The organism is Cupriavidus sp. D384, assembly GCF_001652915.1.
In the GTDB taxonomy this organism is placed as follows: Bacteria; Pseudomonadota; Gammaproteobacteria; order Burkholderiales; family Burkholderiaceae; genus Cupriavidus.
Genome location: NZ_BBQI01000052.1, coordinates 1 through 23,968, shown reverse-complemented (window position 1 = coordinate 23,968; position 23,968 = coordinate 1). Strand labels below are relative to the sequence as shown.

Annotated in this window: 24 protein-coding genes; 16 read left to right on the top strand and 8 right to left on the bottom strand. The window is 67.0% G+C overall.

The features are described 5' to 3' along the window. Nucleotides 1-6 precede the first annotated feature (6 nt). From A9J21_RS13860 to A9J21_RS13810, 11 genes are all read left to right on the top strand, one after another. A complete protein-coding gene (locus tag A9J21_RS13860; protein WP_066736503.1) occupies nt 7-804 on the top strand; it encodes a heme ABC transporter permease in 798 nt (265 codons plus the stop codon). After that, a complete protein-coding gene (gene ccmD / locus A9J21_RS13855; RefSeq protein WP_066736502.1) occupies nt 801-926 on the top strand; it encodes a heme exporter protein CcmD in 126 nt (41 codons plus the stop codon). The genes A9J21_RS13860 and ccmD overlap by 4 nt, the downstream gene beginning before the upstream one ends. Then, on the top strand, nt 923-1,378 hold the full coding sequence (gene ccmE, locus A9J21_RS13850) for a cytochrome c maturation protein CcmE (RefSeq protein ID WP_066736500.1): 456 nt from the start codon (nt 923-925) through the stop codon (nt 1,376-1,378). The genes ccmD and ccmE overlap by 4 nt, the downstream gene beginning before the upstream one ends. Next, nucleotides 1,375-3,477 carry a heme lyase CcmF/NrfE family subunit gene (locus A9J21_RS13845; RefSeq protein WP_066736499.1) on the top strand — a complete coding sequence of 701 codons (2,103 nt, stop codon included), beginning with the start codon at nt 1,375-1,377 and terminating at the stop codon, nt 3,475-3,477. Before ccmE ends, A9J21_RS13845 begins: the two co-directional genes overlap by 4 nt. Continuing rightward, nucleotides 3,474-4,028, top strand: coding sequence for a DsbE family thiol:disulfide interchange protein (locus A9J21_RS13840; RefSeq protein WP_066736494.1), 555 nt, complete (start codon nt 3,474-3,476; stop codon nt 4,026-4,028). The genes A9J21_RS13845 and A9J21_RS13840 overlap by 4 nt, the downstream gene beginning before the upstream one ends. After that, nucleotides 4,012-5,100, top strand: coding sequence for a cytochrome c-type biogenesis protein CcmH (locus tag A9J21_RS13835; RefSeq protein WP_231906922.1), 1,089 nt, complete (start codon nt 4,012-4,014; stop codon nt 5,098-5,100). The genes A9J21_RS13840 and A9J21_RS13835 overlap by 17 nt, the downstream gene beginning before the upstream one ends. A 283-nt stretch (nt 5,101-5,383) precedes the next feature. Next, nucleotides 5,384-5,704 carry a LysR family transcriptional regulator gene (locus A9J21_RS31955; RefSeq protein WP_066736489.1) on the top strand — a complete coding sequence of 107 codons (321 nt, stop codon included), beginning with the start codon at nt 5,384-5,386 and terminating at the stop codon, nt 5,702-5,704. Nucleotides 5,705-5,785: 81 nt separating this feature from the next. Next, on the top strand, nt 5,786-6,844 hold the full coding sequence (locus A9J21_RS13825; RefSeq protein ID WP_066736487.1) for an AI-2E family transporter: 1,059 nt from the start codon (nt 5,786-5,788) through the stop codon (nt 6,842-6,844). A 19-nt stretch (nt 6,845-6,863) separates the two neighbouring features. Then, the gene (locus A9J21_RS13820) at nt 6,864-7,778 is read left to right on the top strand and encodes a LysR family transcriptional regulator (protein WP_066736485.1); all 915 of its coding nucleotides are present in this window, start codon (nt 6,864-6,866) and stop codon (nt 7,776-7,778) included. A 126-nt stretch (nt 7,779-7,904) separates the two neighbouring features. Next, nucleotides 7,905-8,516, top strand: coding sequence for a glutathione S-transferase family protein (locus A9J21_RS13815; protein WP_066736483.1), 612 nt, complete (start codon nt 7,905-7,907; stop codon nt 8,514-8,516). 70 nt (nt 8,517-8,586) lie between these two features. Next, nucleotides 8,587-9,576, top strand: a complete 990-nt coding sequence (locus A9J21_RS13810) for a pyridoxamine 5'-phosphate oxidase family protein (RefSeq protein WP_066736481.1) — start codon at nt 8,587-8,589, stop codon at nt 9,574-9,576. 287 nt (nt 9,577-9,863) lie between these two features. On the opposite strand, the gene A9J21_RS13805 is transcribed toward A9J21_RS13810, so the two are convergent. Genes A9J21_RS13805 through A9J21_RS13795 form a run of 3 tightly spaced genes read right to left on the bottom strand, consistent with a single transcriptional unit; the run spans nt 9,864 to nt 13,228 of the window. Further along, entirely contained in the window at nt 9,864-10,373 is a 510-nt protein-coding gene (locus tag A9J21_RS13805; protein ID WP_082926417.1) for a GAF domain-containing protein, read from the bottom strand. Nucleotides 10,374-10,375: 2 nt separating this feature from the next. Then, nucleotides 10,376-11,353 carry a tripartite tricarboxylate transporter substrate binding protein gene (locus tag A9J21_RS13800; RefSeq protein WP_066736476.1) on the bottom strand — a complete coding sequence of 326 codons (978 nt, stop codon included), beginning with the start codon at nt 11,351-11,353 and terminating at the stop codon, nt 10,376-10,378. A 45-nt stretch (nt 11,354-11,398) separates the two neighbouring features. After that, complete coding sequence (locus A9J21_RS13795; RefSeq protein WP_066736473.1) at nt 11,399-13,228, bottom strand: gamma-glutamyltransferase family protein; 1,830 nt, start codon at nt 13,226-13,228, stop codon at nt 11,399-11,401. Nucleotides 13,229-13,379: 151 nt separating this feature from the next. On the opposite strand from A9J21_RS13795, the gene A9J21_RS13790 reads away from it, so the two are divergent. The 3 genes from A9J21_RS13790 (at nt 13,380) to A9J21_RS13780 (ending at nt 15,584) form a co-directional block, all read left to right on the top strand. Continuing rightward, a complete protein-coding gene (locus A9J21_RS13790; protein ID WP_066736471.1) occupies nt 13,380-14,321 on the top strand; it encodes a LysR substrate-binding domain-containing protein in 942 nt (313 codons plus the stop codon). Nucleotides 14,322-14,522: 201 nt separating this feature from the next. Further along, nucleotides 14,523-14,840, top strand: coding sequence for a YnfA family protein (locus A9J21_RS13785; protein WP_066736469.1), 318 nt, complete (start codon nt 14,523-14,525; stop codon nt 14,838-14,840). A gap of 252 nt (nt 14,841-15,092) precedes the next feature. Continuing rightward, nucleotides 15,093-15,584, top strand: coding sequence for a pilin (locus tag A9J21_RS13780; protein ID WP_066736467.1), 492 nt, complete (start codon nt 15,093-15,095; stop codon nt 15,582-15,584). Nucleotides 15,585-15,662: 78 nt separating this feature from the next. On the opposite strand, the gene A9J21_RS13775 is transcribed toward A9J21_RS13780, so the two are convergent. The 3 genes from A9J21_RS13775 to A9J21_RS13765 are packed head-to-tail and all read right to left on the bottom strand — an operon-like array spanning nt 15,663 to nt 19,454. Next, a complete protein-coding gene (locus tag A9J21_RS13775; protein ID WP_066736465.1) occupies nt 15,663-16,661 on the bottom strand; it encodes a tripartite tricarboxylate transporter substrate-binding protein in 999 nt (332 codons plus the stop codon). A 47-nt stretch (nt 16,662-16,708) separates the two neighbouring features. Then, nucleotides 16,709-17,884: an acyl-CoA dehydrogenase family protein gene (locus tag A9J21_RS13770; protein ID WP_066736464.1), complete on the bottom strand. Its 1,176-nt coding sequence runs from the start codon at nt 17,882-17,884 to the stop codon at nt 16,709-16,711. Between the two features lie 16 nt (nt 17,885-17,900). Next, nucleotides 17,901-19,454 (bottom strand): AMP-binding protein, encoded by a 1,554-nt coding sequence (locus tag A9J21_RS13765; RefSeq protein WP_066736462.1) that lies wholly within the window; start codon nt 19,452-19,454, stop codon nt 17,901-17,903. A gap of 118 nt (nt 19,455-19,572) precedes the next feature. On the opposite strand from A9J21_RS13765, the gene A9J21_RS13760 reads away from it, so the two are divergent. Then, nucleotides 19,573-20,463 (top strand): LysR family transcriptional regulator, encoded by an 891-nt coding sequence (locus A9J21_RS13760; protein WP_066736460.1) that lies wholly within the window; start codon nt 19,573-19,575, stop codon nt 20,461-20,463. A 10-nt stretch (nt 20,464-20,473) separates the two neighbouring features. On the opposite strand, the gene A9J21_RS13755 is transcribed toward A9J21_RS13760, so the two are convergent. Both A9J21_RS13755 and A9J21_RS13750 read right to left on the bottom strand, forming a co-directional pair. Then, the gene (locus A9J21_RS13755) at nt 20,474-20,848 is read right to left on the bottom strand and encodes a c-type cytochrome (protein WP_066736458.1); all 375 of its coding nucleotides are present in this window, start codon (nt 20,846-20,848) and stop codon (nt 20,474-20,476) included. Nucleotides 20,849-21,016: 168 nt separating this feature from the next. Beyond that, entirely contained in the window at nt 21,017-21,421 is a 405-nt protein-coding gene (locus tag A9J21_RS13750) for a VOC family protein (protein WP_066736456.1), read from the bottom strand. A gap of 154 nt (nt 21,422-21,575) precedes the next feature. Here A9J21_RS13750 and A9J21_RS13745 point away from each other — a divergent pair. After that, nucleotides 21,576-23,968, top strand: a 2,393-nt coding sequence (locus tag A9J21_RS13745) for a DUF3772 domain-containing protein (RefSeq protein ID WP_156545876.1), incomplete at its 3' end; no start/stop codon positions are given.

The following is a 23,968-nucleotide window of genomic DNA, read 5'->3' as shown; positions in this document are numbered from 1 at the left end:
TGACCGATGACCCGCCACGCTTCGCTGCCCGACGCATCCACCCGCCCCCTGCCCGCCGTGCGCGCCCGCTGGACACGCCTGGCCGCGCCCGTGCGCTTCTACCCGTTGGCAGGCCGGCTGGCGCCCTGGTTCTTCGCGCTGGCCGCGCTGTTCCTTGCCGTCGGCCTCTGGCTCGGCTTTGCCGTGGCGCCCACGGACGCGCAGCAGGGCGAGGTCTATCGCATCATCTTCATTCACGTGCCGGCCGCGTGGATGTCAATGTTCATCTACCTGGTGATGGCCGTGTACTGCGCCCTGGCGCTGGTCCTGCGCACGCGGCTGTCGGCCATGATGGCATCGGCGCTGGCCCCCACGGGCGCCATGTTCACGTTCCTGGCACTGTGGACCGGCGCGCTGTGGGGCAAGCCCACCTGGGGCACGTGGTGGGTCTGGGATGCGCGGCTGACGTCGGAACTGATCCTGCTGTTCCTCTACCTTGGCTTTATCGCGCTGGAATCGGCCATCGACGAACCGCGCCGCGCGGAGCGCGCCAGTGCCGTGCTGGCGCTGGTGGGCGTGGTCAACCTGCCGGTGATCTACTTCTCCGTGCAATGGTGGAACACGCTCCACCAGGGCGCATCGGTCAGCCTGACGGCGGCCCCAAGCATGGCCGCCACGATGCTGGCCGGCATGCTGGCGATGACGCTGGCCTGCTGGATGTACACGATTGCCGTCGCGCTGGTGCGCGTGCGCTGCATCCTGCGCGAGCGAGGCGAAGTCCACGACGCCACCGCAGCGGAAACTGCACGGGAGATCGCGCCATGAGCGGACACGCCGCCTACATCGCCGGCGCCTTCGGCGTGGCCTGCCTGGCTATCGTGGCCGAACTGTTCTGGCTGGCCCGGCGCGGCCGCCAACGCCCCGTGGATCCGGACGACACGCCATGACGTCACGCCAACGCCGTCTGGGACTGTTGCTGGCCGCCCTGGCCTGTGGCGGCGTGGCGCTCGCGCTGGTGCTCAATGCCTTCCGGTCGAATCTGGTGTTCTTCTTCAGCCCCAGCCAGATTGCCGCGCACGAGGCCCCGGCGGCCCGCCCGTTCCGGCTGGGCGGCCTGGTGGCGCCCGGCTCCGTACAACGGCAGGACGGCACCCTGAAGCTCCGCTTCGTGGTGACCGATACGCGCCACGACGTGCCGGTGGTCTATCAGGGCCTGCTGCCCGACCTGTTCCGCGAAGGCAAGGGCGTGGTGGCGCGCGGCACGCTTGATGCCAATGGCACCTTCGTCGCCAGCGAGGTACTTGCCAAGCACGACGAGAACTACATGCCGCCGGAAGCCGCCGAAGCACTCAAGCGCGCCGCCAACGATGACTCCGCCAGCCAGAAGGCACAACGATGAGCGTCGAACTCGGACACTTCGCCCTGATCTGTGCCCTGCTCGCCGCGCTGGTGCAGGGGGTGCTGCCGCTCGCGGGTGCCACCCGCGCGTTCGTGCCGTGGATGGCCCTTGCGCGGCCCGCCGCAGTGGCGCAGGCCATGCTGGTGCTGGCGGCCTACGTGTCGCTGACCGCGGCATTCGTCGGCAACGACTTCAGCGTGCGCTACGTGGCGGCAAATTCCAACAGCGCATTGCCGCTGGTCTATCGCATGGCCGCCGTGTGGGGCGGGCATGAAGGCTCGATGCTGCTCTGGACGCTGATGCTGGCCGCCTGGTCGCTGGCCGTGGCCGTGTTCAGCCGCCGCCTGCCGCTGGCATTCGTGGCGCGCGTGCTGGGCGTGATGGGCGCCATCAGCAGCGGCCTGCTGCTGTTCCTGCTGTTCGCATCCAACCCGTTCATCCGCCTTCTGCCGCGCGCCATGGAGGGCCGCGACCTGAATCCGCTGCTGCAGGACCCCGGCATGGTGTTCCACCCGCCGTTTCTCTACATGGGCTACGTGGGCTTTGCCGTGGCGTTCGCCTTCGCGCTGGCGGCGCTGCTCGAAGGCCGGCTCGATGCCGCGTGGGCGCGCTGGTCGCGGCCGTGGACCATCCTGGCCTGGATGTTCCTGACGGTGGGCATTGCGCTGGGCAGCATGTGGGCCTACTACGAACTGGGATGGGGCGGCTGGTGGTTCTGGGACCCCGTCGAGAACGCCTCGTTCATGCCGTGGCTGGCCGGTACGGCCCTGATCCACTCGCTGGCCGTGACCGAGAAGCGCGGCGCATTCCGTGCGTGGACCGCGCTGCTAGCCATCTTCACGTTCTCGCTGAGCCTGCTGGGGACGTTCCTGGTGCGCTCCGGCGTGCTGACGTCGGTGCATGCATTCGCCGTGGATCCCCGGCGCGGCATCTTCATCCTCACGCTGCTTGGGCTGGTCACCGGCCTGGCCCTGGCGATCTTTGCCTGGCGTGCCCCGCAACTGAAACGCGGCACCGATTTCACCCTGGCGTCGCGCGAGACCTTCCTGCTGGCCAATAACGTGCTGCTGGCCGTGGCGGCCTCGGCCGTGCTGCTGGGCACGCTGTATCCGCTGCTGCTGGATGTGCTGGACCTGGGCAAGGTGTCGGTGGGGCCCGCGTACTTCGAGCAGGTGTTCGTACCGCTGATGGCGCCCGCCGTGCTGCTGATGGGCGCGGCGCCGCTGGCGCGGTGGCGTCGCGGCGACCTGCCGCCCATCGCGCGGCGCCTGCGCTGGGCGGCCGTGGCGAGCCTGGTTATTGGCGTCGGGCTGTTGCTGGTATTGCGCAACCGGTCGGCCCTGACCGGCCTGGGCCTGACGCTGGCCGTCTGGTGCATCGCCACGACGCTGGTCAGCCTGGCCGCGCGGCTCAGGCATGCGCACGGCAGGCCGCAGCGATGGTGGCAAGGCTTGCGGCAATTGCCGGCCGGCTACTGGGGCATGCAGCTGGCACATACCGGCGTCGGGATCTTTATTGCGGGCGTCACGCTGGTCAATAGCCAGGAAACCATGCGCGAACTGCCGATGCGGCCCGGCGACACCGTGACCGTGGATGGCTACGCATTCCGCTTCGAGGGGGTGTTGCCGGCCGTGGGCCCCAACTACGAAGCGCTGCGCGGCATCATGACCGTCCATCGCGATGGCCGCCTGCTCACCACGCTGGGCACCGAGCGGCGCATCTATCGCAGCCAGGACATGCCAACCACCGAAGCCGCGATCGATACCGGCTTCACGCGCGACCTGTATGTGGCAATCGGCGAAGCAGCCGGCGAGAATACCTGGGCCGTGCGCATCTACGTGAAGCCGTTCGTGAAATGGATCTGGGCCGGCTGCGCGCTGATGGCACTGGGCGGCCTGGTGGCCGTCTGCGACCGGCGTTACCGGATGAGGCGTGCGATCCGTTCCTCTCTGCCGCACCGTGGCAAAGGGCTTGTGGGAGAGGGCGTGGCGGTTCCAGTTGCGGCCGTCGCGTACGTGAAGCCTCTGCCCTCTCCCCCGGCCCCTCTCCCACTTGCGGCAGAGGGGAGCCTTCCACGCGATCGCACCACGCCGCCATGACGCGCTTCCTGCTGCCCCTGGGCATCTTCCTGGCAATGGTCGTGGCACTGGGCGCGGGGCTGCGCCATGACCCGCGCGAACTGCCTTCGGCGCTGGTCGGCAAGCCGGCGCCGGCGTTTGCGCTGCCCGTGCTCGATACCCCGGGCGGCACACAGACGCTGCGTGCCGCAGACCTGCGCGGCAAGGTCTGGATGCTCAATGTCTGGGCGTCGTGGTGTACCGCCTGCCGCACCGAACACCCGGTGCTGGTGGACTTCGCCGCGAAATCGCCGGTGCCGCTTTACGGGCTCAACTACAAGGACACCGCGCCGGCCGCGCAGGCCTGGCTGCGGCAGATGGGCAACCCCTATGTGCTGTCGGGGGTCGACACCGATGGCCGTGTCGGCATCGACTTCGGCGTGTATGGCGTGCCGGAGACCTACATCATCGACGCCCAGGGCGTGGTGCGGTACCGCCAGGTGGGGCCGGTAACGCCCGACGTGCTGGAACGGCAGATCAAGCCGCTGCTGCGGCAGCTGCAATCGGGGGGCCCGCGTGCGAATCCAGCCTAGACCGGCACCGCTGATCCGATGGCTGGCCGCGTGCCTGATGGCCGTACTGGCCTGGCAGGCCGCCGCCGCGCAGTTGTCCGACGCCGAACTCGATGCGCGCGTCCACGCGCTTTCGCAGCAACTGCGCTGCCTGGTGTGCCAGAACCAGACCCTGGCCGATTCGAACGCCGAACTGGCGGTCGACCTGCGCCGGCAGATTCGCGCACAGCTGGCACAGGGCGCCAGCGAGCGGGCCATCAAGGAGTATCTGGTGCAGCGGTATGGCGACTTCGTGCTCTACGATCCACCGTTCAAGCCGTCGACGTGGCTGCTGTGGCTCGGGCCGTTTGTGTTGCTGGTGGCGGTGGCCGGGTGGCTCTGGCGCAGACGCAAGCACGTTCCCGGCGCATCGGCCATGCCCCCGCAGACGCAAGAGCGGAGCCGCCCCACCGGCACGCCTGCCGCTAACGGCAGGCCCCGCTCGAAGTGGACCACGGCCACGCTTTGCGTGATGCTGCCGCCCACCGCAGCCATGCTCTACCTGCACCTGGGCAATCCCGCCGCCGTGATGCAGGCCGACGATGCGCACAGCCTGTCTGGCGACGCCCACACGCCGGAAATCGCGCAGATCGAATCCATGGTCGACCAACTGGCGCGGCGCCTGCAGGCCCAACCGCAGGATGCCGATGGCTGGGCCATGCTGGCCCGGTCCTACACGGTGCTCGAACGGTTTGACGATGCGGCGGCGGCCTATGCCCGCGCCGTTGCGCTGGCACCCGACGTGGCCGCACTGCGCGCCGACTACGCCGACGTGCTGGCAAGCCTCGATGGCGGCTCGCTCGAAGGCGCCGCCATGGAGCAGATCCGCGCTGCGCTGGCTGCCGACCCCGACGACCCCAAGAGCCTGGCACTGGCCGCCAGCGCAGCGGCGCAGCGCGGCGACGCCCGCAGCGCCATCGACTACTGGCAGCACCTGTACCGCCTGCTGCCGCCGGACTCGCAGACAGCGGCCCGCGTGGCAGCCAATCTTGCGGCGGCGCGGCAGGCCGGCGTCAGCCCTTCCACCGCCACGCCCACCACCACCGCGAAATAGTAGAAATACGATCACCACCAACTCGGTTATTCGGAAAATTCCGATGCCGATGGCGTGTCGTGCACCCCGCTTGCCATCGGTGGCCCCTCACACTGCCGCAACTTGTCGAGGGACAAGTGCCAGGGCCGTGAATCGCTGCACAATCCGGCCTCATTGCATTACCGCCTTGGCCAGTACGAGAATGTGGGACATTGATAAAGCAAAGCAGGACTCCGCACTTCTCGGCAGCGCACCGCGCCGCACGCGTCTCGCAGTCTCCCTGCCCGTCCGTCCGCCGGACAGCGTGCATGGCCCCCTGCCCCTTCGGCACATCAACACCATCCACCTGCGCCGCTTTGTCATGCTGATGCAGCACGAGTCCGCCATTGCAGCGGAACGCCACACCGGCATCCGGGCGGCCTGCATCCACTACGCAATCCGCCGGCTCGAAGATCGCTTCGGCACCACGCTGTTCGTACGCGAGGCATCGTCGATGCACCCCACCGCCGCCGCACACCGCCTGTACCCATGCGCCATTCGGCTGCTGTCGATGTGGGACAGCCTGGTGGCGGAATCTCCCGGCTCCAGCCCCCCCTCCGACACCAGCCATCCCGACGCGGACTGACCGTGCGAGGCCGGACACCCACCGGAGCCATCCGGCAAACATCGTAGAATGTCCACTCGTTCGCAATCTGAGGATCGACCCATGGCCGACCCCACCGGTCTGCATCACAAGACGTTCCTGCTATTGCTGGCGATGGTCACCATCGCATTTTTCTGGATTCTCCTGCCCTTCTACGGCGCGGTGTTCTGGGGCGCGGTGCTTGCCATCATCTTTGCGCCGCTGCAGCGGCGGCTGGTGGCAGCGCTGCGTGGCCGCAACAATATTGCCGCGCTGCTCACCCTGCTGCTGGTACTGCTGCTGGTGATCCTGCCGATGACCCTGATCACGATGTCGCTGATCCAGGAAGGCGTCAGCCTCTACGACAACATCCGCTCGGGCCGCATCAACTTCGGCCACTATTTCCAGTCCGCCGCCGACGCACTACCGCCGTTCGTGCGCGACATGCTGGCGCGTGCCGACCTTGCCAGCATTTCCGATCTCAAGGACAAGCTCAGCGCCAGCGCGCTGACCGCCAGCCAGCTGCTGGCAACGCGGGCGCTCAGCATCGGCCAGAACACGGCCCAGTTCATGATCGGCTTCGGCATCATGCTGTACCTGCTGTTCTTCCTGTTGCGCGATGGCCCGCAGCTGTCGCGCCGCGTGCGCCAGGCCGTGCCGCTCAGCGCCGCCCACAAGCAGCACCTGATCCAGAAGTTCACAACGGTCGTGCGCGCGACGGTCAAGGGCAATATCGCCGTGGCGGTGGCGCAGGGCGTGCTGGGCGGCGGTATCTTCGCGGTGCTTGGCATCCAGGGGGCACTGCTGTGGGGCGTGGTGATGGCCTTCCTGTCGCTGCTGCCGGCAGTGGGCGCGGGCCTGATCTGGTCGCCCGTGGCGGTCTACTTCCTGCTGACCGGTTCGGTGCTCAAGGGCTGCGTGCTGATCGGCTTTGGCGTGCTGGTGATCGGCCTGGTGGACAACGTGCTGCGCCCGATCCTGGTCGGCAAGGACACCCAGATGCCGGACTATGTGGTGCTGATCTCCACGCTGGGCGGCATGGCACTGTTCGGGCTGAACGGCTTCGTGATCGGGCCGCTGATTGCCGCCCTGTTCATCGCCTGCTGGGACCTGAACAACGCCGAAGACACGGCGGCCCGCTGACGCCAGCCCAGGAGATCCCGTGGACCGACTGCAGGCGATGAAGACCTACGTGGCGGTGGTGGAGTGTGGCGGCTTCACGCCGGCGGCGCGCAAGCTCGATGCGTCGCTGAGCGTGGTCAGCCGGATCGTGACCGATCTGGAAACGCATCTGGGCGTGCGCCTGCTTACGCGCACCACGCGCGTGGTGCGCCCCACCGCCACCGGCACCGCCTATTACGAGAACTGCCGCCGCATCCTGGCCGAGATCGACGAGGCCGAACTGGCCGCCACCGGCGCGCACGAGGCGCCGCGCGGGCGCCTGTCGATTACCGCGTCGGTGCTGTTCGGCCGGCGCTTTGTCACGCCCGTGGTGGTCGAATACCTGCGCCGCTACCCGGAGGTGGATGTCGACTGCCTGTTTATCGATCGCGTGGTGAATTTTATCGACGAGGGCATCGACGTCGGCGTGCGGATCGGGCCGCTGCCCAGTTCGTCGCTGCAGGCCATTCCGGTGGGCCATGTGCGGCGCGTGGTCTGCGCCGCCCCCGACTATTTGGCGCAACACGGCGCGCCTGCATCGCCGGACGACCTGGCGCGCCATGCGGTGATCCAGACGACGGGTATCTCCACGGCGCCCGAATGGCGCTTTATGCGGGACGGCGACCCGCTGCCCATACGGCTGGCCCCACGCATGGCAACCACTACCAACGATTCGGCGATTGCCGCCGCCGTGGCCGGCTTCGGGCTGGCGCGCGTGCTGTCTTACCAGGTGGCCGACGAACTGCGCGACGGCCGGCTGCGGATCGTGCTGGAAGACTTCGAGCCCGACCCGCTGCCGATCCATGTGATCCACCGCGAGGGCAGGCACGCCATGCACAAGGTGCGCGCCTTTATCGACCTGGCCGTCGACCAGCTGCGCGGCCAGGCATCGCTGAATCCACGCAACACCGCCTGATTCTTCTGAATTTCGCAAGAGTCCCTTCGCGCCATCCCCATTTTTCCCGGCCAGCCGGGTGTCTATAGTCGATCCGTACGCAGCGTTTGCGTCCCGTATCGCAATAATCGACCAAGGACACCCATCATGAAACTGTACGGCCACCCGCTTTCCGGACATTCGCACCGCGCCTGGCTTTTCCTGTCGTTGCTGGGCCAGCCGGCCGAGTGGATCGACGTTGACCTGCTGGGCCGCGCCCACAAGACGCCCGAATTCCTGGCCCTGAATCCGTTCGGTCAGGTGCCGGTACTGGTCGACGGCGACACGGTGATCAGCGATTCGAACGCGATCCTGGTCTATCTGAGCAAGAAGCTGGGCCGTACCGACTGGCTGCCCGACGCCCCGGCCGAGGCCGCCGCCGTGCAGCGCTGGCTGTCGGTGGCAGCGGGCGACATTGCGTTCGGCCCGGCCCGCGCCCGCATCATCACCGTGTTCAAGGCGCCGTACGACAGCAAGGAAGCCATCGAACGCGCCCACGTGGTGTTGCAGCGCCTGGACGACGCGCTGGCTGGCCGCGCCTGGATTGCCGCCGACCATCCGACCATTGCCGATGTGGCGCTGTACAGCTACACGGCGCGTGCGCCCGAAGGTTTTGTCGACCTGAAGGCATACGCCAACGTGCGCCAGTGGCTGGCGCGCGTCGAGGCGCTGCCCGGTTTCGCCCCGTTCCAGACCACGGCGGTCGGCCTGGCAGCCTGAGCCCCGGCTCACCGGCCATCGCCCGCCCTTTCCGGCCCTTCCGAACACTGCTCGATCTCAGGAGTCCGCCATGACCCCGCACCCGGTTCCCCACGTGGAAATCCTGCCCGGCACGCCCTGGCACACCGGCGAGCGCCTGCTGCAGGCCAGCATCGGCGCCGACGAACGCCTGGCCGAAGTGGGCTCGCGCGTGGTGCGCGACCATATGCCGGACCAGCATCGCGATTTCTTTGCCATGCTGCCGTCGATCGTGATTGGCGCGGTGGCACCGGACGGGCGCCCGTGGGCCACGGTGCGTGGCGGCCTGCCGGGCTTCCTGCATTCGCCCGACCCGCGCCAGCTCGACGTCGCGCTGGTGCGCGACGCCGCCGATCCGGCCGATGCGGGCATGGAGGACGGCAATGCCATCGGCCTGCTCGGCATCCAGCCGCATACCCGGCGCCGCAACCGCATGAACGGCACGATCCATCGCGATACCGCCACGGGCGCCAGCGGCTTCCAGGTGGCTGTGGGCCAGAGCTTCGGCAATTGCCCGCAGTACATCCAGAAGCGCGCCCCCGTGATGACGCGCGACCCGGCCACCCCGGCCGCCGAGCCGCCCGTGGTGCTGGACGCGCTGGACGCCCGTGCGCGCACGCTGATCCGCCACGCCGATTCGTTCTTCGTGGCTACCTACGTGGATCTGCCCGGCGGGCAGCGCCAGGTGGATGTCTCGCATCGCGGCGGCAAGCCCGGCTTCGTGCGCGTTGATGACGACGGCACGCTGACGATTCCCGACTTCCAGGGCAACACGTTCTTCAACACGCTCGGCAACATGATGGTGAACCCGGTGGCTGGCCTGGTGTTCGTCAGCTATGTCACCGGCGACCTGCTGCAGCTGACCGGCCGTACCGAGGTCATCGTCGATTCGCCAGAAATTGCCGGCTTCGAGGGCGCGCAACGGCTGTGGCGCTTCATGCCCGGGCAGATCGTGCGGCGCGACCGGGCCTTGCCGCTACGCTGGGATATCGACCCCGATGGGGCGTCGCCGCAGGCGCTGGCTACCGGAAGCTGGCGCTGAAATTCCGCTCCCGGCGCGTGCAGATGTCCCCATCCGGAACCTGGCCCTGAGGCGGCCACGTCGGTCGATGGGGATGTGCTGGACCAGATCGTGACCCGCCTGGGCGGCACCAGCGTGGTGAGCCAAGCGTTCTGGAGTGCGAGTACGACGGAGTAGATCTCTCGCGGTTGTCTCCCTTCTCACACTTGTGGCAGAGGCGGGGAGACGGCGGGCAGGTCCCATTGCGACATGTCGGCAAGCAGAGCCGCGACACCCCTCTCCCGCAGGCGGGAGAGGGGTGGTAACCATCAGCCGTTGATGGCGTCCTTCACCGCCACCACCGCAAACTGCCCCAGCAGCCGCAGCGCCGCGATATCTTCGGCAGTCCAGCTTTCCACGCCCGCCAGGTAGTTGAACGTGCCGATCACCCGGCCGCCATGGCACAGCGGCACGTTGACCACGCCGTTCAGGCCCAGCGCGCGGATCGTGCCGATGTCGTCGAACACGGCGGCCAGCGCCGCGTCGCCCTCGCCCACGAAGACCTCGCCGCGCTCCAGCAGCTGGCGCGTCCAGGGCGTATCGCCCTTCACCTTCTTGCCGCCGGGCGGATAGGCCGCAGGGTCCGACGACCACAGCCGGCGGATCTCGCGGCTTTCCACATGCCACGCGTTGATCGTCAGCAAACCCGGCCCGACGATATCGAGCGTGGCCGCCCCGATGGCGTCCATGACGGCCTGCGGCGTGGCGGCCGCGCGCAGGCGGTCGAACAGCGGATGCAGGTGCGTTTGCCAGTGGCCCAGCGTATCGACGCTTGCCATCGTCATTCCCCGTGGATGCCGAGTTCCTTGATCAGCTTGCCGTAGCGGTCGGCATCGCGGCGCAGGATCTTGCCGAATTCCTGCGGCGTCGACGTGGCCGTTTCCACGCCGATCGCGTCCATCTTGGCCTTGACCTCGGGCAGCGACATCACGCGGTTGATTTCGGTATTCAGCTTTGCCACCAGCGCGGGCGGCATGTTCTTCGGGCCAAACGCGCCGTACCACACCGACAGTTCATAACCGGGGATGGTCTCGCCCACGGTGGGCACGTTGGGCAGCAGCGGCGAGCGCTTGGCCTCGGTCACGGCCAGCAGCTTCAGCTTGCCGGCCTTCACGTGCGTCAGCGTCTGCGTGCCGGCCGAGAACAGCAGCTGGGTCTGGCCCGCCACCGTGTCAACCACGGCCGGCGCACCGCCCTTGTACGGCACGTGCAGCATCTGCACGCCCGCCATCTTCTCGAACAGCACGGCGCTCAGGTGGTTGGTCGAGCCAGGGCCGGCACTGGCGTAGGCCAGCTTGCCCGGATTGGCGCGGGCGTAGGCAATCAGTTCCTTGACGTTGTTGGCCGGCACCGACGGATTCACCACCATCGTGTTGGTCACGTAGGCCAGCAGGCCCAGCGGGGTGAAGTCTTCCACGCCCTTGAACGGCATGTTCGCCATCAGCGCCGGGTTCATCGCGTGCGTGCTCATCGAGCCGATCAGCAGCGTGTAGCCGTCAGGCTGGGCACGCGCCACCATCGCCGAACCGATATTGCCGGACGCACCGGGCTTGTTGTCCACGATCACCGGCTGGCCCAAGGACTTGGTCAGGTGCTCGGACAGCACGCGCGCCAGGATGTCGGTGGAGCCACCGGCGGCCCAGGGCACGATCAGCGTGACCGGCTTGGTGGGATAGGCGTCGGCTGCGCCGGCCTGGCCGGTGAACGACAGTGCCAGTGCGGCGGCACCGCACAGCAGGCTTTTCAATACGGACCTCATGATGCAACTCCCCTTCTGTCTTCGGACTATCTGATGTGATTCGGTTCAGCGGCCCACGGCGTAACCCTGCATGCCGCGCGCATTGGCGCCCGCGCGCAGCACCAGGCGACCCCTGGCGTCGCGTTCGCGCGTACAGGCAGACATGCGGCCTTCGGACCAGTCGTCTCCCACGCGAACTTCGTGCCCGCGTGCGCGCAGCGCTTCGATGGTGGCAGCCGGGAAGCGCGACTCGACGGTAATGCGGTTCAGCGTGGTCTGGCGCGGCCAGAACGATTGCGGGAAATGGTCGATATGCCAGGCCGGCGCGTCGATCGCTTCCTGCAGGTTCATGCCGTGCACGGCGTGGCGCATGAAGAACGCCAGCGACCATTGGTCCTGCTGGTCGCCGCCGGGCGTGCCGAACACCATGTACGGCTCGCCATCGCGCATGCACAGCGAAGGCGACAACGTGGTGCATGGGCGCTTGCCCGGTGCCAGCGTATTGGGCAGGCCCGGCTCCAGCCAGGTCATCTGCAGGCGCGTGTTCAGTGCAAAGCCCAGCGCCGGGATGGTGGGGCTCGACGACAGCCAGCCGCCCGACGGCGTGGCCGCCACCATGTTGCCATGGCGGTCGATCACGTCGATATGGCAGGTGTCGCCGACAAACACTTCGCGCTCGGCCCACTCGCTGACCGGCGGCAGCGCCGCGAACGTGGGCTCGCCGATGCCGAAGCGCGTATCGGCTGCGGCCAGCGTGCGGTCTGCCACGGCCAGGTCCGGCATGCGCGGCGCGCGGCCCTTGAGCGCGCCCGGCTGCATCGTCAGCGATGCACGGTCACCGATCAGCGCGGCACGCGCGGCCAGGTAGTGCGGGTTCAGCAGCGCGCAGAGCTGGCTGTCCTCGAACAGGGGATCGCCGTACCAGGCGGTGCGGTCGGCCATCGCCAGCTTGGCGGCCTCGGCAATCGTGTGGACGAATTCGGGCGACGTCGGCGCGTGGGCATCCAGATGGGCGTGGCGCAGCATGCCAAGCTGCTGCAGGAACATCGGGCCCTGGCTCCAGATATCGCACTTGGCTACCGAGTAACGGCCGAAGTCGAGCGAGACCGGCGCTTCCACGGTGGGCTTCCAGCCGGCCAGGTCGTCGTAGCGCAGCAGGCCGGTATGCTTTTCGCCCGTGGTGTCGCGCACGGGGGTGGTGCGGCAGTACTCGTCGATGGCCTCGGCCACGAAGCCGCGATACCAGCAGTGCATCGCCGCATCGATCTGGCCCTCGCGGCTGTCGCTCTGGCTCACGGCCGTCTCGACGATGCGCGTATAGGTGTCGGCCAGCACCGGCAGCGTGTGCAGCGCGCCGGGGCGCGGCACCTTGCCATCGGGCAGCCAGGTATCGGCCGAGCTGTGCCATTCGTCGCGGAACAGCTGCTGCACGGCCAGGATGGCCTGCGAGATGCGCGGCACCAGCGGGAAGCCATTGCGCGCGTAGCCAATGGCGGGCGCCAGCACATCGGCCAGCGACCATGTGCCCTGGTCGCGCAGCATGGTCAGCCATGCGCCAAACGCGCCAGGCACCGTGGCGGGCATCAGGCCGATGCCGGGCATCAGTTCCATGCCCTGCTTGCGCAACGCTTCGGGATCGGCCAGTGCCGGCGCCGGGCCCTGGCCACAGACCGAGCGCACCGCGCGGTCCTTCTCGCTCCAGAACAGGATCGGCACCTCGCCGCCGGGGCCGTTCAGGTGCGGTTCCACCACCTGCAGCACGAAACCCGCCGCCACGGCGGCATCGAAGGCATTGCCCCCGCGCTCCAGCACGCCCATGGCCGTCTGCGTGGCAAGCCAGTGGGTGGATGCGGCGACGCCGAACGTGCCGACGATCTCGGGGCGTGTCGTGAACATGGGTAAATGACTCCTGTTTGATGCATTTGATGTGTGATTCGAGTATAGGCAGCTGGAATAACTGCCAACATCGAAATACTTATCGTTGTATTACCATTCGGTTATACCGCTCGCCCCACTCGTCGTTCTCGCCCCTTTTCGCCTCCGTTCCATGCCGATTGCCACCGACAAACTGCTGCACCAGATCGTGTCGCGCCTGCGCCTGCGCCATTTGCCGCTGCTGCTGGCGCTGGAGCGCCAGCGTTCCGTATCCCGCGTGGCGGCGGAGATGAACCTGTCCCAGCCGGCCGTGACCAAGGCGCTGCGCGAGATCGAGGACATCTTCATGACGTCGCTGTTCACCCGCACCCGCAACGGGCTGGAGCCCACGGCCACCGGAGCCGCCGTACTGAGTCATGCGCGCATGACGATGGCCGACGCCGAGGCGCTGGGCCGGCAACTGGCGGTGATCGAGGCCGGCCGGCGGGGCCGGCTGCGGCTGGGCGTGATTCCCTACACGGCCCGCGCAGTGCTGGACGCCGCGCTGGCCTATGGGCTCAACCAGCAACCGCGCATCTCGGTGGTGGTGCGCGAAGGCACCACCGACGAACTGGTCGGCGCGCTGCGCCAGCACGAACTGGACTGCGCGATTGCGCGCTCGTTCTATCTGGCGGGGGAAGACATCGTGCAGGAGCCGCTGTATCGGGAAGAGCCCGTGCTCGTGGTACCTTCGCGAGCCAGGGCGCGCCTGTCGCGCGGCGAACTCGATTGGAAGCGGCTGGCCGAACTCGACTGGATCCTGCCGCCGCCGCATACGCCGGTACGGCGCACCATCAATACGATGTTCGCGGTGGCCGGCGTGGCGCCGCCACTGCCCATCGTCGAAACCTATTCGATCAAGCCGATGGCCACGCTGCTGCGCAGCCAGCCCGACGCCATCACCATCGTCCCACGCGCCGTGGCCGCCGAACTGATCGAACTGGGCGACGCGGCGGCGCTGCCGTTCTCGCTGAGCTGGGACTTGCCGCCCGTGGGCGTGATGTGGCGGCGCGAAACGGAAGAGAACGAACTGGTGATGCCGCTGGTGGCCGCGCTGAAGGCGGCGGTGGTGTAGTGGTGGCTGGCATGGCAGGCGTCGGCGGCATGGCAACGGCTTGCCCTCTCCCCCGCCCCTCTCCCACAAGTGGGAGAGGGGAGCAAACCAGGAGCGTTTGATGTGCCCGCGGTTGTCTCCCCTCTCCCGCTTTGCGGGAGAGGGGCTGGGGGAGAGGGCAAGCCGTCAATCAACAGCATCAACAAAGACAACAACAAACGCATGAAAACCGTAGCTCTCTACGTCCTGACCGCGCTGGCCGAAATCCTCGGCTGCTACCTGCCCTACCTCTGGCTGCGCCAGAACGCCAGCCCGTGGGTGCTGCTACCCGGCGCCGCGTCGCTGGCCGTGTTTGCCTGGCTGCTGACCCTGCACCCCGACGCCTCGGGCCGGGTCTATGCCGCCTACGGCGGTATCTATATAGCAGTGGCCATCGCCTGGCTCTGGCTGGTGGACGGCGTGCGGCCCAGCGTCTGGGATATGACAGGTGTCACAATCGCCGTCGCCGGCATGGCCGTGATCGTGTTTCAACCGCGCTAACATCAGATTTAAGGGCGAATTAAGCGCCACTTTTTCTGACAAAAACCGTCACTTTGTGCATCTTTAGCCATACCCTCCCACAGAGGGGTGACAGGATTTGGCAGATACATCTGGTTACAGGTGACAAGAAATCTCACATTTCAGTGGTTTTTGGCCGAAATACGACCTGGCACACCTGTTGCTCTATAGGACCCGACAGCAATTGCTGTTTCCAACTAATTCAAAGGGGTCAATTCCATGAAAAAAGCACGGATGGGAATCCACCAACGGGTCCAGAAGGGTTTCACGCTGATCGAACTGATGATCGTGGTCGCGATCATCGGTATCCTGGCTGCTATCGCGATTCCGCAATATCAGAACTACGTGGCGAAGTCGCAGGTTTCGCGTGTTGTGGGCGAAGTCTCGGCGCTGCGTACGTCGGCTGAGCTGTGCATTACGGAAGGTCGTACGGCGATCGCAGCAGACCCGACCGCGCCGGGCGCAGGCGAGTGCGTGCTTGGCGATACGCCTTCGAGCCTGATCACTGGCACGGCTGATGTAAACGGTCTTGGCCGAGTGGTGCCGCTCCTGACGTCCGATACCGAAACGCTGAAGGCCACGCTTGGCAATTCGGCAAACGCCGGCATCGCAACTACGACGATTGTCTGGGCTCGCAGCACCACTGGCACTTGGACCTGCACCGTTACGGGCGCAGGCAACGGCTGGAACGCTTCTTACATTCCGGGCGGCTGCACGGCTGGCTAAACAGCCTACAGCGAGACTTTCCCTCGCCTAAGCCAAAAAAAGCGCCCTTCGGGCGCTTTTTTTGCCTGTGACAGGCAATCACCCCACCTCCCCCCGCATCCCGATCTCTCCAATCAGCTTCCCGTACCTAGCGTTATCCGCCGCCACCATCTGCGTGAACTGAGCCGGCGAATCACTCTTCCGAAGTTCCCCCGCGTTCGCCTTCATCGTCGCATCGAGCTTGCCGCTGTTCTGCAGCGCGGCCACCGCGTCGAATAGCCGTTTCGCCATGGGCGCTGGCAAACCGGCCGGGGCAAACAGCCCGCTCCAGTTATCCAGCACAAACCCCGGCGGCAACGATTCCGCCAAAGTCGGCACGTTCGGGAAATAGCTGGTCCGCACGGCCGATGACACCGCCAGCGCACGAATCTGCCCGTTGCGCAGGAACGGCGCCGCCGTGGACATCACCGGCATGCCGAATTGCGTCTGGCCGCTCAGCATCGACGTCAGGATTTCGCTGGCGCCCTTGTACGGGATGTGGACTGCTTCGACATGGTTCTGGTGCAGCAGCGATTCCACGGCCAGATGCGAGACGCTGCCCTTGCCGCCCGACCCGTAGTTCAGCGCACCAGGCTTCTTCTTCATCGCCTCGATCAGTTCCCGCGCCGTCCTGAACGGCGACGACGCTGGCACGGCCAGCACCACGGGGCCGCCCGACAGCGCCGAGATCGCCGTGAAGTCGCGGGCGGCGTCGTACGGTTGATCCTTGTACAGATGGACGTTGATCACGTGCTGGTTGGCAAGGATGCCCAGCGTGTAGCCATCGGGCTCGGCGCGCTTCAGCGCCCGGGCGCCGATGATGCCGCCAGCCCCGCCGATGTTCTCCACCACCAGCGGCTGGCCCAGCACCGGCGACAGTTCCGCCGAGATGGTGCGGGCGATGGAATCGGGCGCGGTGCCCGCGATAAACGGCACGATCAGCCGGATCGGGCGCGACGGATACGGCGCGGCGGCCACGGCCACGCGGCTCATCACGCCACCCAGTGCGGCGGCACCGGCCGCGGCGCCTGCCGTAGCCAGCCATTGACGACGATTCATGTTGTCTCCTGTGTTTTTTTCTGGTGTGTGGCGCGCGTGTGGCGCAATCAGGCCCCGGCCGGGTCCAGGATGGCCTTGGCAATCGTATTGCGCTGGATCTCGCTGGTGCCCGTGAAGATGCGGAACATGCGCAGCTTGCGCCAGGTCTGCTCCACGGGATGCCCGCGCGTGACACCCAGGTTGCCGTGGATCTGCACGGCCTTGTCCGCCACCTCGAAGCAGCGTTCCGACACGAACAGCTTGCACGCGGCCGCCTTCATGCGCAGGTCGGCACCGGCATCGGCCAGCAGCGCGGTCTGGGCAATCATGCTCTCGCAGGCCCACAGCGCCGCCGCCATGTCGGCCAGCATATGCTGGATGGCCTGGAAGCGCGCAATCGGGCCGCCAAACTGACGGCGCTGGCCCGCATAGGCCACCGATGCCTCGTAGGCACGCGTTGCCAGCCCCAGCATCGACGGGCAATGCAGCAGCCGGTTCACGTTGATGCGCGACATGCCCAGCTTGAAACCCCGCCCTTCGCCGCCAAAGATATTGGCGCGCGGCACGCGGACGTTTTCGAAGCGGATATCGGCATCGATATGCTGGCCCGACATCGGCACGTACTCGGTGCTGACGGTTACGCCCGGCAGGTCCAGGTCGACCAGCACGGCCGTGATCGACGGCGGCGTGGTGGTGGCATCGGTCACGCACATCACGATGGCAAAGTCCGCGAACGGCGCGCCGCTGATGTAATGCTTCTCGCCGTTGATCACCAGATCGTCGCCGTCCACCACTGCGCTGGTGCGGATGCTTTGTGCATCGGAGCCCGAGTGCGGCTCGGTCAGCGCAAAGCACGTGGATTTCTGGCCCCGGATCACCGGCTGGAAGTAGCGCGCCACCTGGTCCGGCGTGGCGTACTTGAGCATGTTGCCCACGCGCGGCGGGCCACCCAGGTCGCCCAGCACGTGCGGGGCCAGCACCGCGCCGCTGGCGGCCAGGTCGGCCTTCAGCGCGCACTGCTCCGCGATATTGAGGCCCCTGCCACCCAGTTCCACGGGCAGGCAGGCCGCGTACAGCCCGAGTTCGCTGGAGCGGCGCCAGACGTTGCGCAGTACGTCGCGCGGCCACGGGTCTTCGGTGCCCAGGCCCAGTTCGCGTTGCAGCGGCAGCAGTTCGTCGTTGATATAGCGCTGCACCGCGGCGCGCGTTTCGATTAGCACCGGATTGGTCAGATGGTCGAACATGTCTTGGCTCCGTGGATCAGTTCACGCGGCGGCTGGCGCCGAGCCAGTACTGCTCGCGCACCAGCTTGCGGGCCAGCTTGCCGCTGGCGTTCTTGGGCAGTTCGGCGACGAAATCGACCGAACGCGGCGACTTGTAGTCGGCAATGCGCGCACGGCAGTGCCCGATCAGTTCGGCCGCACTGGCCTGCCGGCCCGGCCACAGCGCCACCACGGCCTTGACGCTCTCGCCCCAGGTGTCGTCGGGCACGCTGATCACGCAGGCTTCCATCACGTCGGGATGCTGGTACAGCGTGGCTTCCACCTCGGTCGGATAGACGTTGAAGCCGCCCGAGATGATCATGTCCTTCTTGCGGTCGACCAGGTACAGGTAGCCGTCGGCATCCACGCGCGCCAGGTCGCCGGTGTGCAGCCAGCCGTCGATCAGCACTTCGCGCGTCAGCTCCGGCTCGCCCCAGTAGCCCTGGAACACATCGGCACCCCGGATCACAAGCTCGCCAATTTCGTCGCCGCTGACTTCCTCGCCGCGCTCGTTGACCACACGTACTTCGGTTTCGCCCAGCGCACGGCCGCACGACGCCAACCGCTCGGGCTTGCTGTCGATCGCCAGCGCATGGTCGGCCGTGGACAGGCGCGTGACGCCTGATGTGGACTCGCTGGCGCCATAGCCCTGCGACAGCACCGGCCCGATACGTTCCCAGGCTTCGCGAATGCGTGCCGGGGCCATCGGCGCGGCGCCATAAGCCAGCGTCTTGAGGCTGCCCAGATCGGCCGTGGCAAGCGTCGGCTCGGCCAGCAGCATGTTGATCATGGCGGGCACCATGAACACGTGGGTCAGCTTCAGGCGCGCCACATCGGCCAGGAAGCGGGCCGGTTCGAATTTCTCGAACAGCACCAGCGTGGCGCCCAGGAACAGATAGGGCTGCATCAGCATGCCCGATGCATGCGTGACCGGGCCGATCAACGCCAGCCGGTCGCCGGGGCGCGCAGGGCGATCCATGGTCAGGATCATCTTGCGCATCGACGCCAGCCGGTTGCCATAGGTCTGCATGGCGGCCTTGATCTTGCCCGTGGAGCCCGACGAAAAGTGCAGCACGGCCAGGTCGTCCGGCTGTGGCACATAGTCGATTTCCGAGTTGGCGCCGCGCTCGATCAGCGCTTCATAGGCGCCGTAGCCGCCTTCCGCGCCGGCGATGGCAATGAAATGCTCGACGCAGCCAAACCCGCGCGTGTCCCGCGAATAGCCGGTGTAGCCGGGGCCCGCAATCATCACGCGTGGCGTGCAGTTTTCGACCACATCGGACGCCTCATTGGCCGTAAAGCGCGGATTCAGCGCCGCCTTGACCAGCCCGGCCTTGTACAGCGCACATTCGATCTCGACGATCTCGGGGCAGTTGCGCGACTGGATTGCCACGCGGTCGCCTTGCTGCAGGCCCAGCGCCAGCAGCGCATTGGCAAGCCGTGTCGACCGTTCGTCAAGCTGGCGGTAGGTCAGCACGCGGTCGCGGTACAGCACGGCGGGGTTGTCGCCCCAATAGCGCGCCGCACGCCTGAGGAAATAGGCGAACGTCATCGTTGTCTCCAATCTGGATAGGTGTGGTGTGACCCAAGTCTGTAAGATGCGCGACATCACCACAATGTCGTGATTGGAATAAAGTCATAACCGATGGGAATGAGGAATACGAGACACCATGGAGACACGTGACCTGGACTACGTGCTGGCCGTTGGTGCCCACGGCGGCATCGGCCGGGCCGCCGAGGCGCTGGGCATGACCCAGCCGGCGCTGACCAAGGCGATCCAGCGGGTGGAGGCGCAACTGGGCGTGCCCCTGTTCGAGCGCACCACGCTGGGCATGCGCGTGACGCAGGCTGGCACGGTGTTCCTGGAGCGGGCGCGCCGCATCCGGCTGGAATACGACGATGCCATCAAGGAGATGCGCGGCATCCAGACCGGCGAACAGGGCCTGCTGCGGCTTGGCTATTCGCCATCGATGCCCAATGCGCTGGTGCTGGGCGCCTGCCAGCAGCTGCTGCGCGAACGGCCCGTGGCGCGGCTGCGCCTGAGCATGCGCGTGGCGCGCGAGTTGATGGACCAGGTGCAGGCCGGCGAACTGGACCTGGCCGTGGCCCCGCTGCCGCGCCAGGCCAATCCCGCGCTGGCAACACGCGAACTGTTCACCGACCGCCTGGCCGTGGTGGCCGACGAGAACCACGCGCTGCAGCGCCGGCGCGACCTGACGCTGGTCGATCTGGTGGGCCAGCACTGGCTGCTGCCGACCGGACACGTGCTGATCCGCCAGCAGATCGACCGCGCCTTTGCCAGCGCTGGATTGCCGGCACCGACGCTGCGCGTGGAGACGGATTTCGGCAGCACCACGCTGTTCGATCTGGTGCGCGGCACGGAGATGTTGTGTATCGCCGGATCAACCACCAACAGCAAGCGCATGGGCCTGCGGCCGATTGCCCTGCGCGCCGACGCGCTGGACCTGGGCCGCCGCGTGGGCGTCATCACGCGTGCCGGGGCCTACCTGTCACCGCTGGCCCAGCGCATGATCGACATCCTCGAAGCCCATGTGGAATAGCGCCCTGCGGTTACGGCTGCGGGAACGTGCGCAGGTAGGCCAGCAGGTCATCAAGCTGGCGTGCATTGCTCATGCCCCAGAAGCGCATCTTGGTGCCGGGCACGACCTTGGCCGGCGCCTGCAGGAACGCGCGCAGCGTGTCGTCGCCCCACACCACGGGGGACGCCTTCATGGCATCGGAATAGCGGTAGTCGTCGGTGCCGCCCGCCTTGCGCCCGAACACGCCGTTCAGCTGGGGGCCGAACGCCGCACGCGCCGACGGGCCTACGTGGTGGCACGACGCACAGCGCGTGGTGAAGATGTCCCTGCCCTTCTCGATGTCGCCGGCGGCGTGGGCAGTGGTGACGGCAAACAACGTGAATGCAAGCGGTGCAGCGTACTTCATGATGCGTGATGAGAATTGAATCGGCCTGCCCTCTCCCCCCGCCCCTCTCCCGCCTGCGGGAGAGGGGAGCACACCAGCAGCATTGAAACAACGTCTGTTGCCTCCCGTCTGTTGCCTGCGGGAGAGAGGCGGGGAACAAGGCAGGCGCCTGCCATACGACGCGCCCGGCTACACCGGATAACTCGCCACTTCGATCAGGTTGCCGTCGGGATCGCGGCAGTACACGGACGTCATCGGTCCCAGCGCGCCGGTGCGCTGCACCGGTCCCACTTCCACGGCAACCTTGTGCGCCAGGAAATGGGCGATCACCTCCTGCGGCGGCATCTTCGTGATGAAGCACAGGTCGTCGCTGCCCGATGTGGGGTGCACGCCGGTGAACCACGCCACCGTGTCTTCGTTCACCGGGCGCAGGTTGATCTTCTGCTGGCCGAACTTGACCGACACGCGCTTGCCGCTGCGCGACTCGAAGTCTTCGCGCTGCATGCCCAGCACCTGTTCGTACCAGGCCACGCTGGCCTCCACGTCCTTCACATTGAGCACGATATGGTCAAGGCGTTCGATCGCAAGCGTCATGGCGTGGTGTCCTGTTGTGGTGCCCGAGGTGATCCCTGGGAGCGGCGATTATGTAACAGCATGTGTAGCTGTGCAGTGCAAGGCGTAATGTACACCGGGCCAGTGGAGGGCGGCTTTTATACTGCCGGGCCGGTCAACCACCGCGCCCCAAGTCATGCGCCGAATCTCCTGGCTCATCATGAGCCTTGTCATCGCGGCACTGATCCAAGTGCCCGCAGGTTTCGCGGCCGAATCCGCCTCCGAGGCGGAAGCGCAGCAAATTCCCACGCTGACGCACGCCGAAGCCATCTCCGAACTGAAGCGGCTGCAGTCCGAGCAGGACCGCGTCAAGCAGCAGGCGTCCAGTGCGTCCGGCAACATCAAGCTGGGCGATCTCAACGACGCGCTGAAGCAGCTCGACGACGATGTCGACAAGCTCGCCGCGTCGCTGACGCCGCAGCGCGCCCAGCTGCAGGCCCAGGTAGATCTGCTGGGGCCGCCGCCCGACGCCAGCCCCGACAGCAAGGCCAAGGACGCCGCCAAGGAAGCGCCCGCCGTCATCAGGCAGCGGGCGGAACTGAACGCGCGCAAGAGCCAGCTCGACGACGAACTGAAGCAGGCAGCCGACAGCAAGGACAACATCGCCCACCTGCGCGACCAGCTCGCCAAGCTGCAGCGCAGCCGCCTGAAGGACCAGCTCGCCCTGCGTTCGGACAGCATCCTGAACCCCGCCTTCTGGACGCCGCTGTTCAAGGTGTCCGAGGAAGACCGCGAGCGCCTGGGCAACTTCACCGACGATATCTGGCCGCGCATCCAGATGGCCTGGGAGCCGTCGCAGCGCGGCAAGACCATCATCCTGCTGGCCGTGGCGCTGGCGGTCTGGTCGCTCGGCCGGCGGCTGCTGGAACGCGGGCTGGCCTGGTTCTGCCTGACCCAGCTGCCTGAAACGCGCCTGCGGCGCAGCGCGCTGGCCCTTGCCACGGCACTGACCACGGTTGTCACCACGGCGGTGGCCGTGCGCATCGTCTATGCGGCCTTCACCGGCGGTGACGAGATATCGCCTGCGTTGCAGGACCTGATGAACGAGATCGCCAAGCTGACCATGACCAGCGCGCTGATCGCCGGCCTGGGGCGCGCACTGCTATGCACGCGCCACCCCAGCTGGCGGCTGCCTGCACTGGCCGATCCGGTGGCGCTGGCGATGCGGCCATTCCCCACGGTGCTGGCTGGCATGCTGCTGCTCGCGGGCACGCTGGAGCAACTCAACCGCATGGCCGATACCACGGTGCAGGTCACGCTGCTAGGCCGGGGGCTGGTCTCGCTGGTGGTGGTGCTGACCATCGGCGCGGCGCTGCTGCGCGCCAACCGCGTACGCACCGAACTGGTGGCGGCCGGCGAGCGGCCCGAAGAGCGCGCCACGCTGGCCGGGCTGATCCACGCCGCCGTCACGCTGATCGTGATTGTGTCGTTCGGTGCCCTGCTGGTCGGCTATATCAGCTTTGCGCGCTTCCTGACCTACGAACTGGTCTGGTTCGATATCGTGCTGTGCAGCCTGTACCTGCTGACCCAGCTGACGCGCGACATCTGCGAGGCGCTGTTCTCGGCCAGCCACCGCAGCGGCCGCGTCATCAAGCAGCTGTTCGGGGTGGGCGACTCGCATCTGGAGCAGGTATCGACGGTGCTGTCCGGCATTGGCGCCAGCGCGCTGCTGCTGCTGGCCGTGCTTGCCCTGCTGACGGGCGGCTTCGGCACCACGCCGGTCGATCTGCTGAACAGCCTGCTGACCGTGCTGGGCGGCGAACGGCTGCGCAGCATGAACATCATGCCCGACCGCATCCTGAATGCGGTGATCGCGCTGACCGTGGGCATCTGGCTGCTACGCTCGGTGCGCCGCTGGCTCGACGCCGAACTGCTGCCCAAGCTCTGTTCCGAGCCGGGGCTGCGCGCGTCGCTGATCACGCTGTTCACCAATGTCGGCTACGTGCTGCTGGTGCTGCTGACACTGTCGCTGCTGGGCGTGAAATGGGAAAACCTGGCGTGGATCGTCAGCGCGCTGTCGGTGGGTATCGGTTTCGGCCTGCAGGAAATCGTGAAGAATTTCGTGTCTGGCCTGATACTGCTGACCGAGCGCCCGGTGAAGGTGGGCGACATGGTCAGCCTGGCCGGCGTGGAAGGCGATATCCGCCGCATCAACGTGCGCGCCACGGAAATCCAGCTGGGCGACCGTTCCACGGTGATCGTGCCGAACTCGCAGCTGATCTCGCAGAACGTGCGCAACGTCACGATGAGCAACAGCACCCAGGGCGTGGCGACGCTGCAGCTGACCTTCCCGCTCAACACCGATCCCGAGGCCGTGCGCGACCTGCTGCTGGAGGTCTATCGCGAGAACGAGACCATCCTGGACATTCCCGCACCATCGGTCACGTTCAGCCAGCTGGCGCCCAACGGCATCACGCTGAGCGTGACGGGCTACGTGGGCAGTCCGCGCATCGCAGGGGGCACCAAGAGCGACCTGCTGTTCGAGATCCTCAAGCGGCTGCGTGCCGCCAATATCTCGCTGTCCGAACC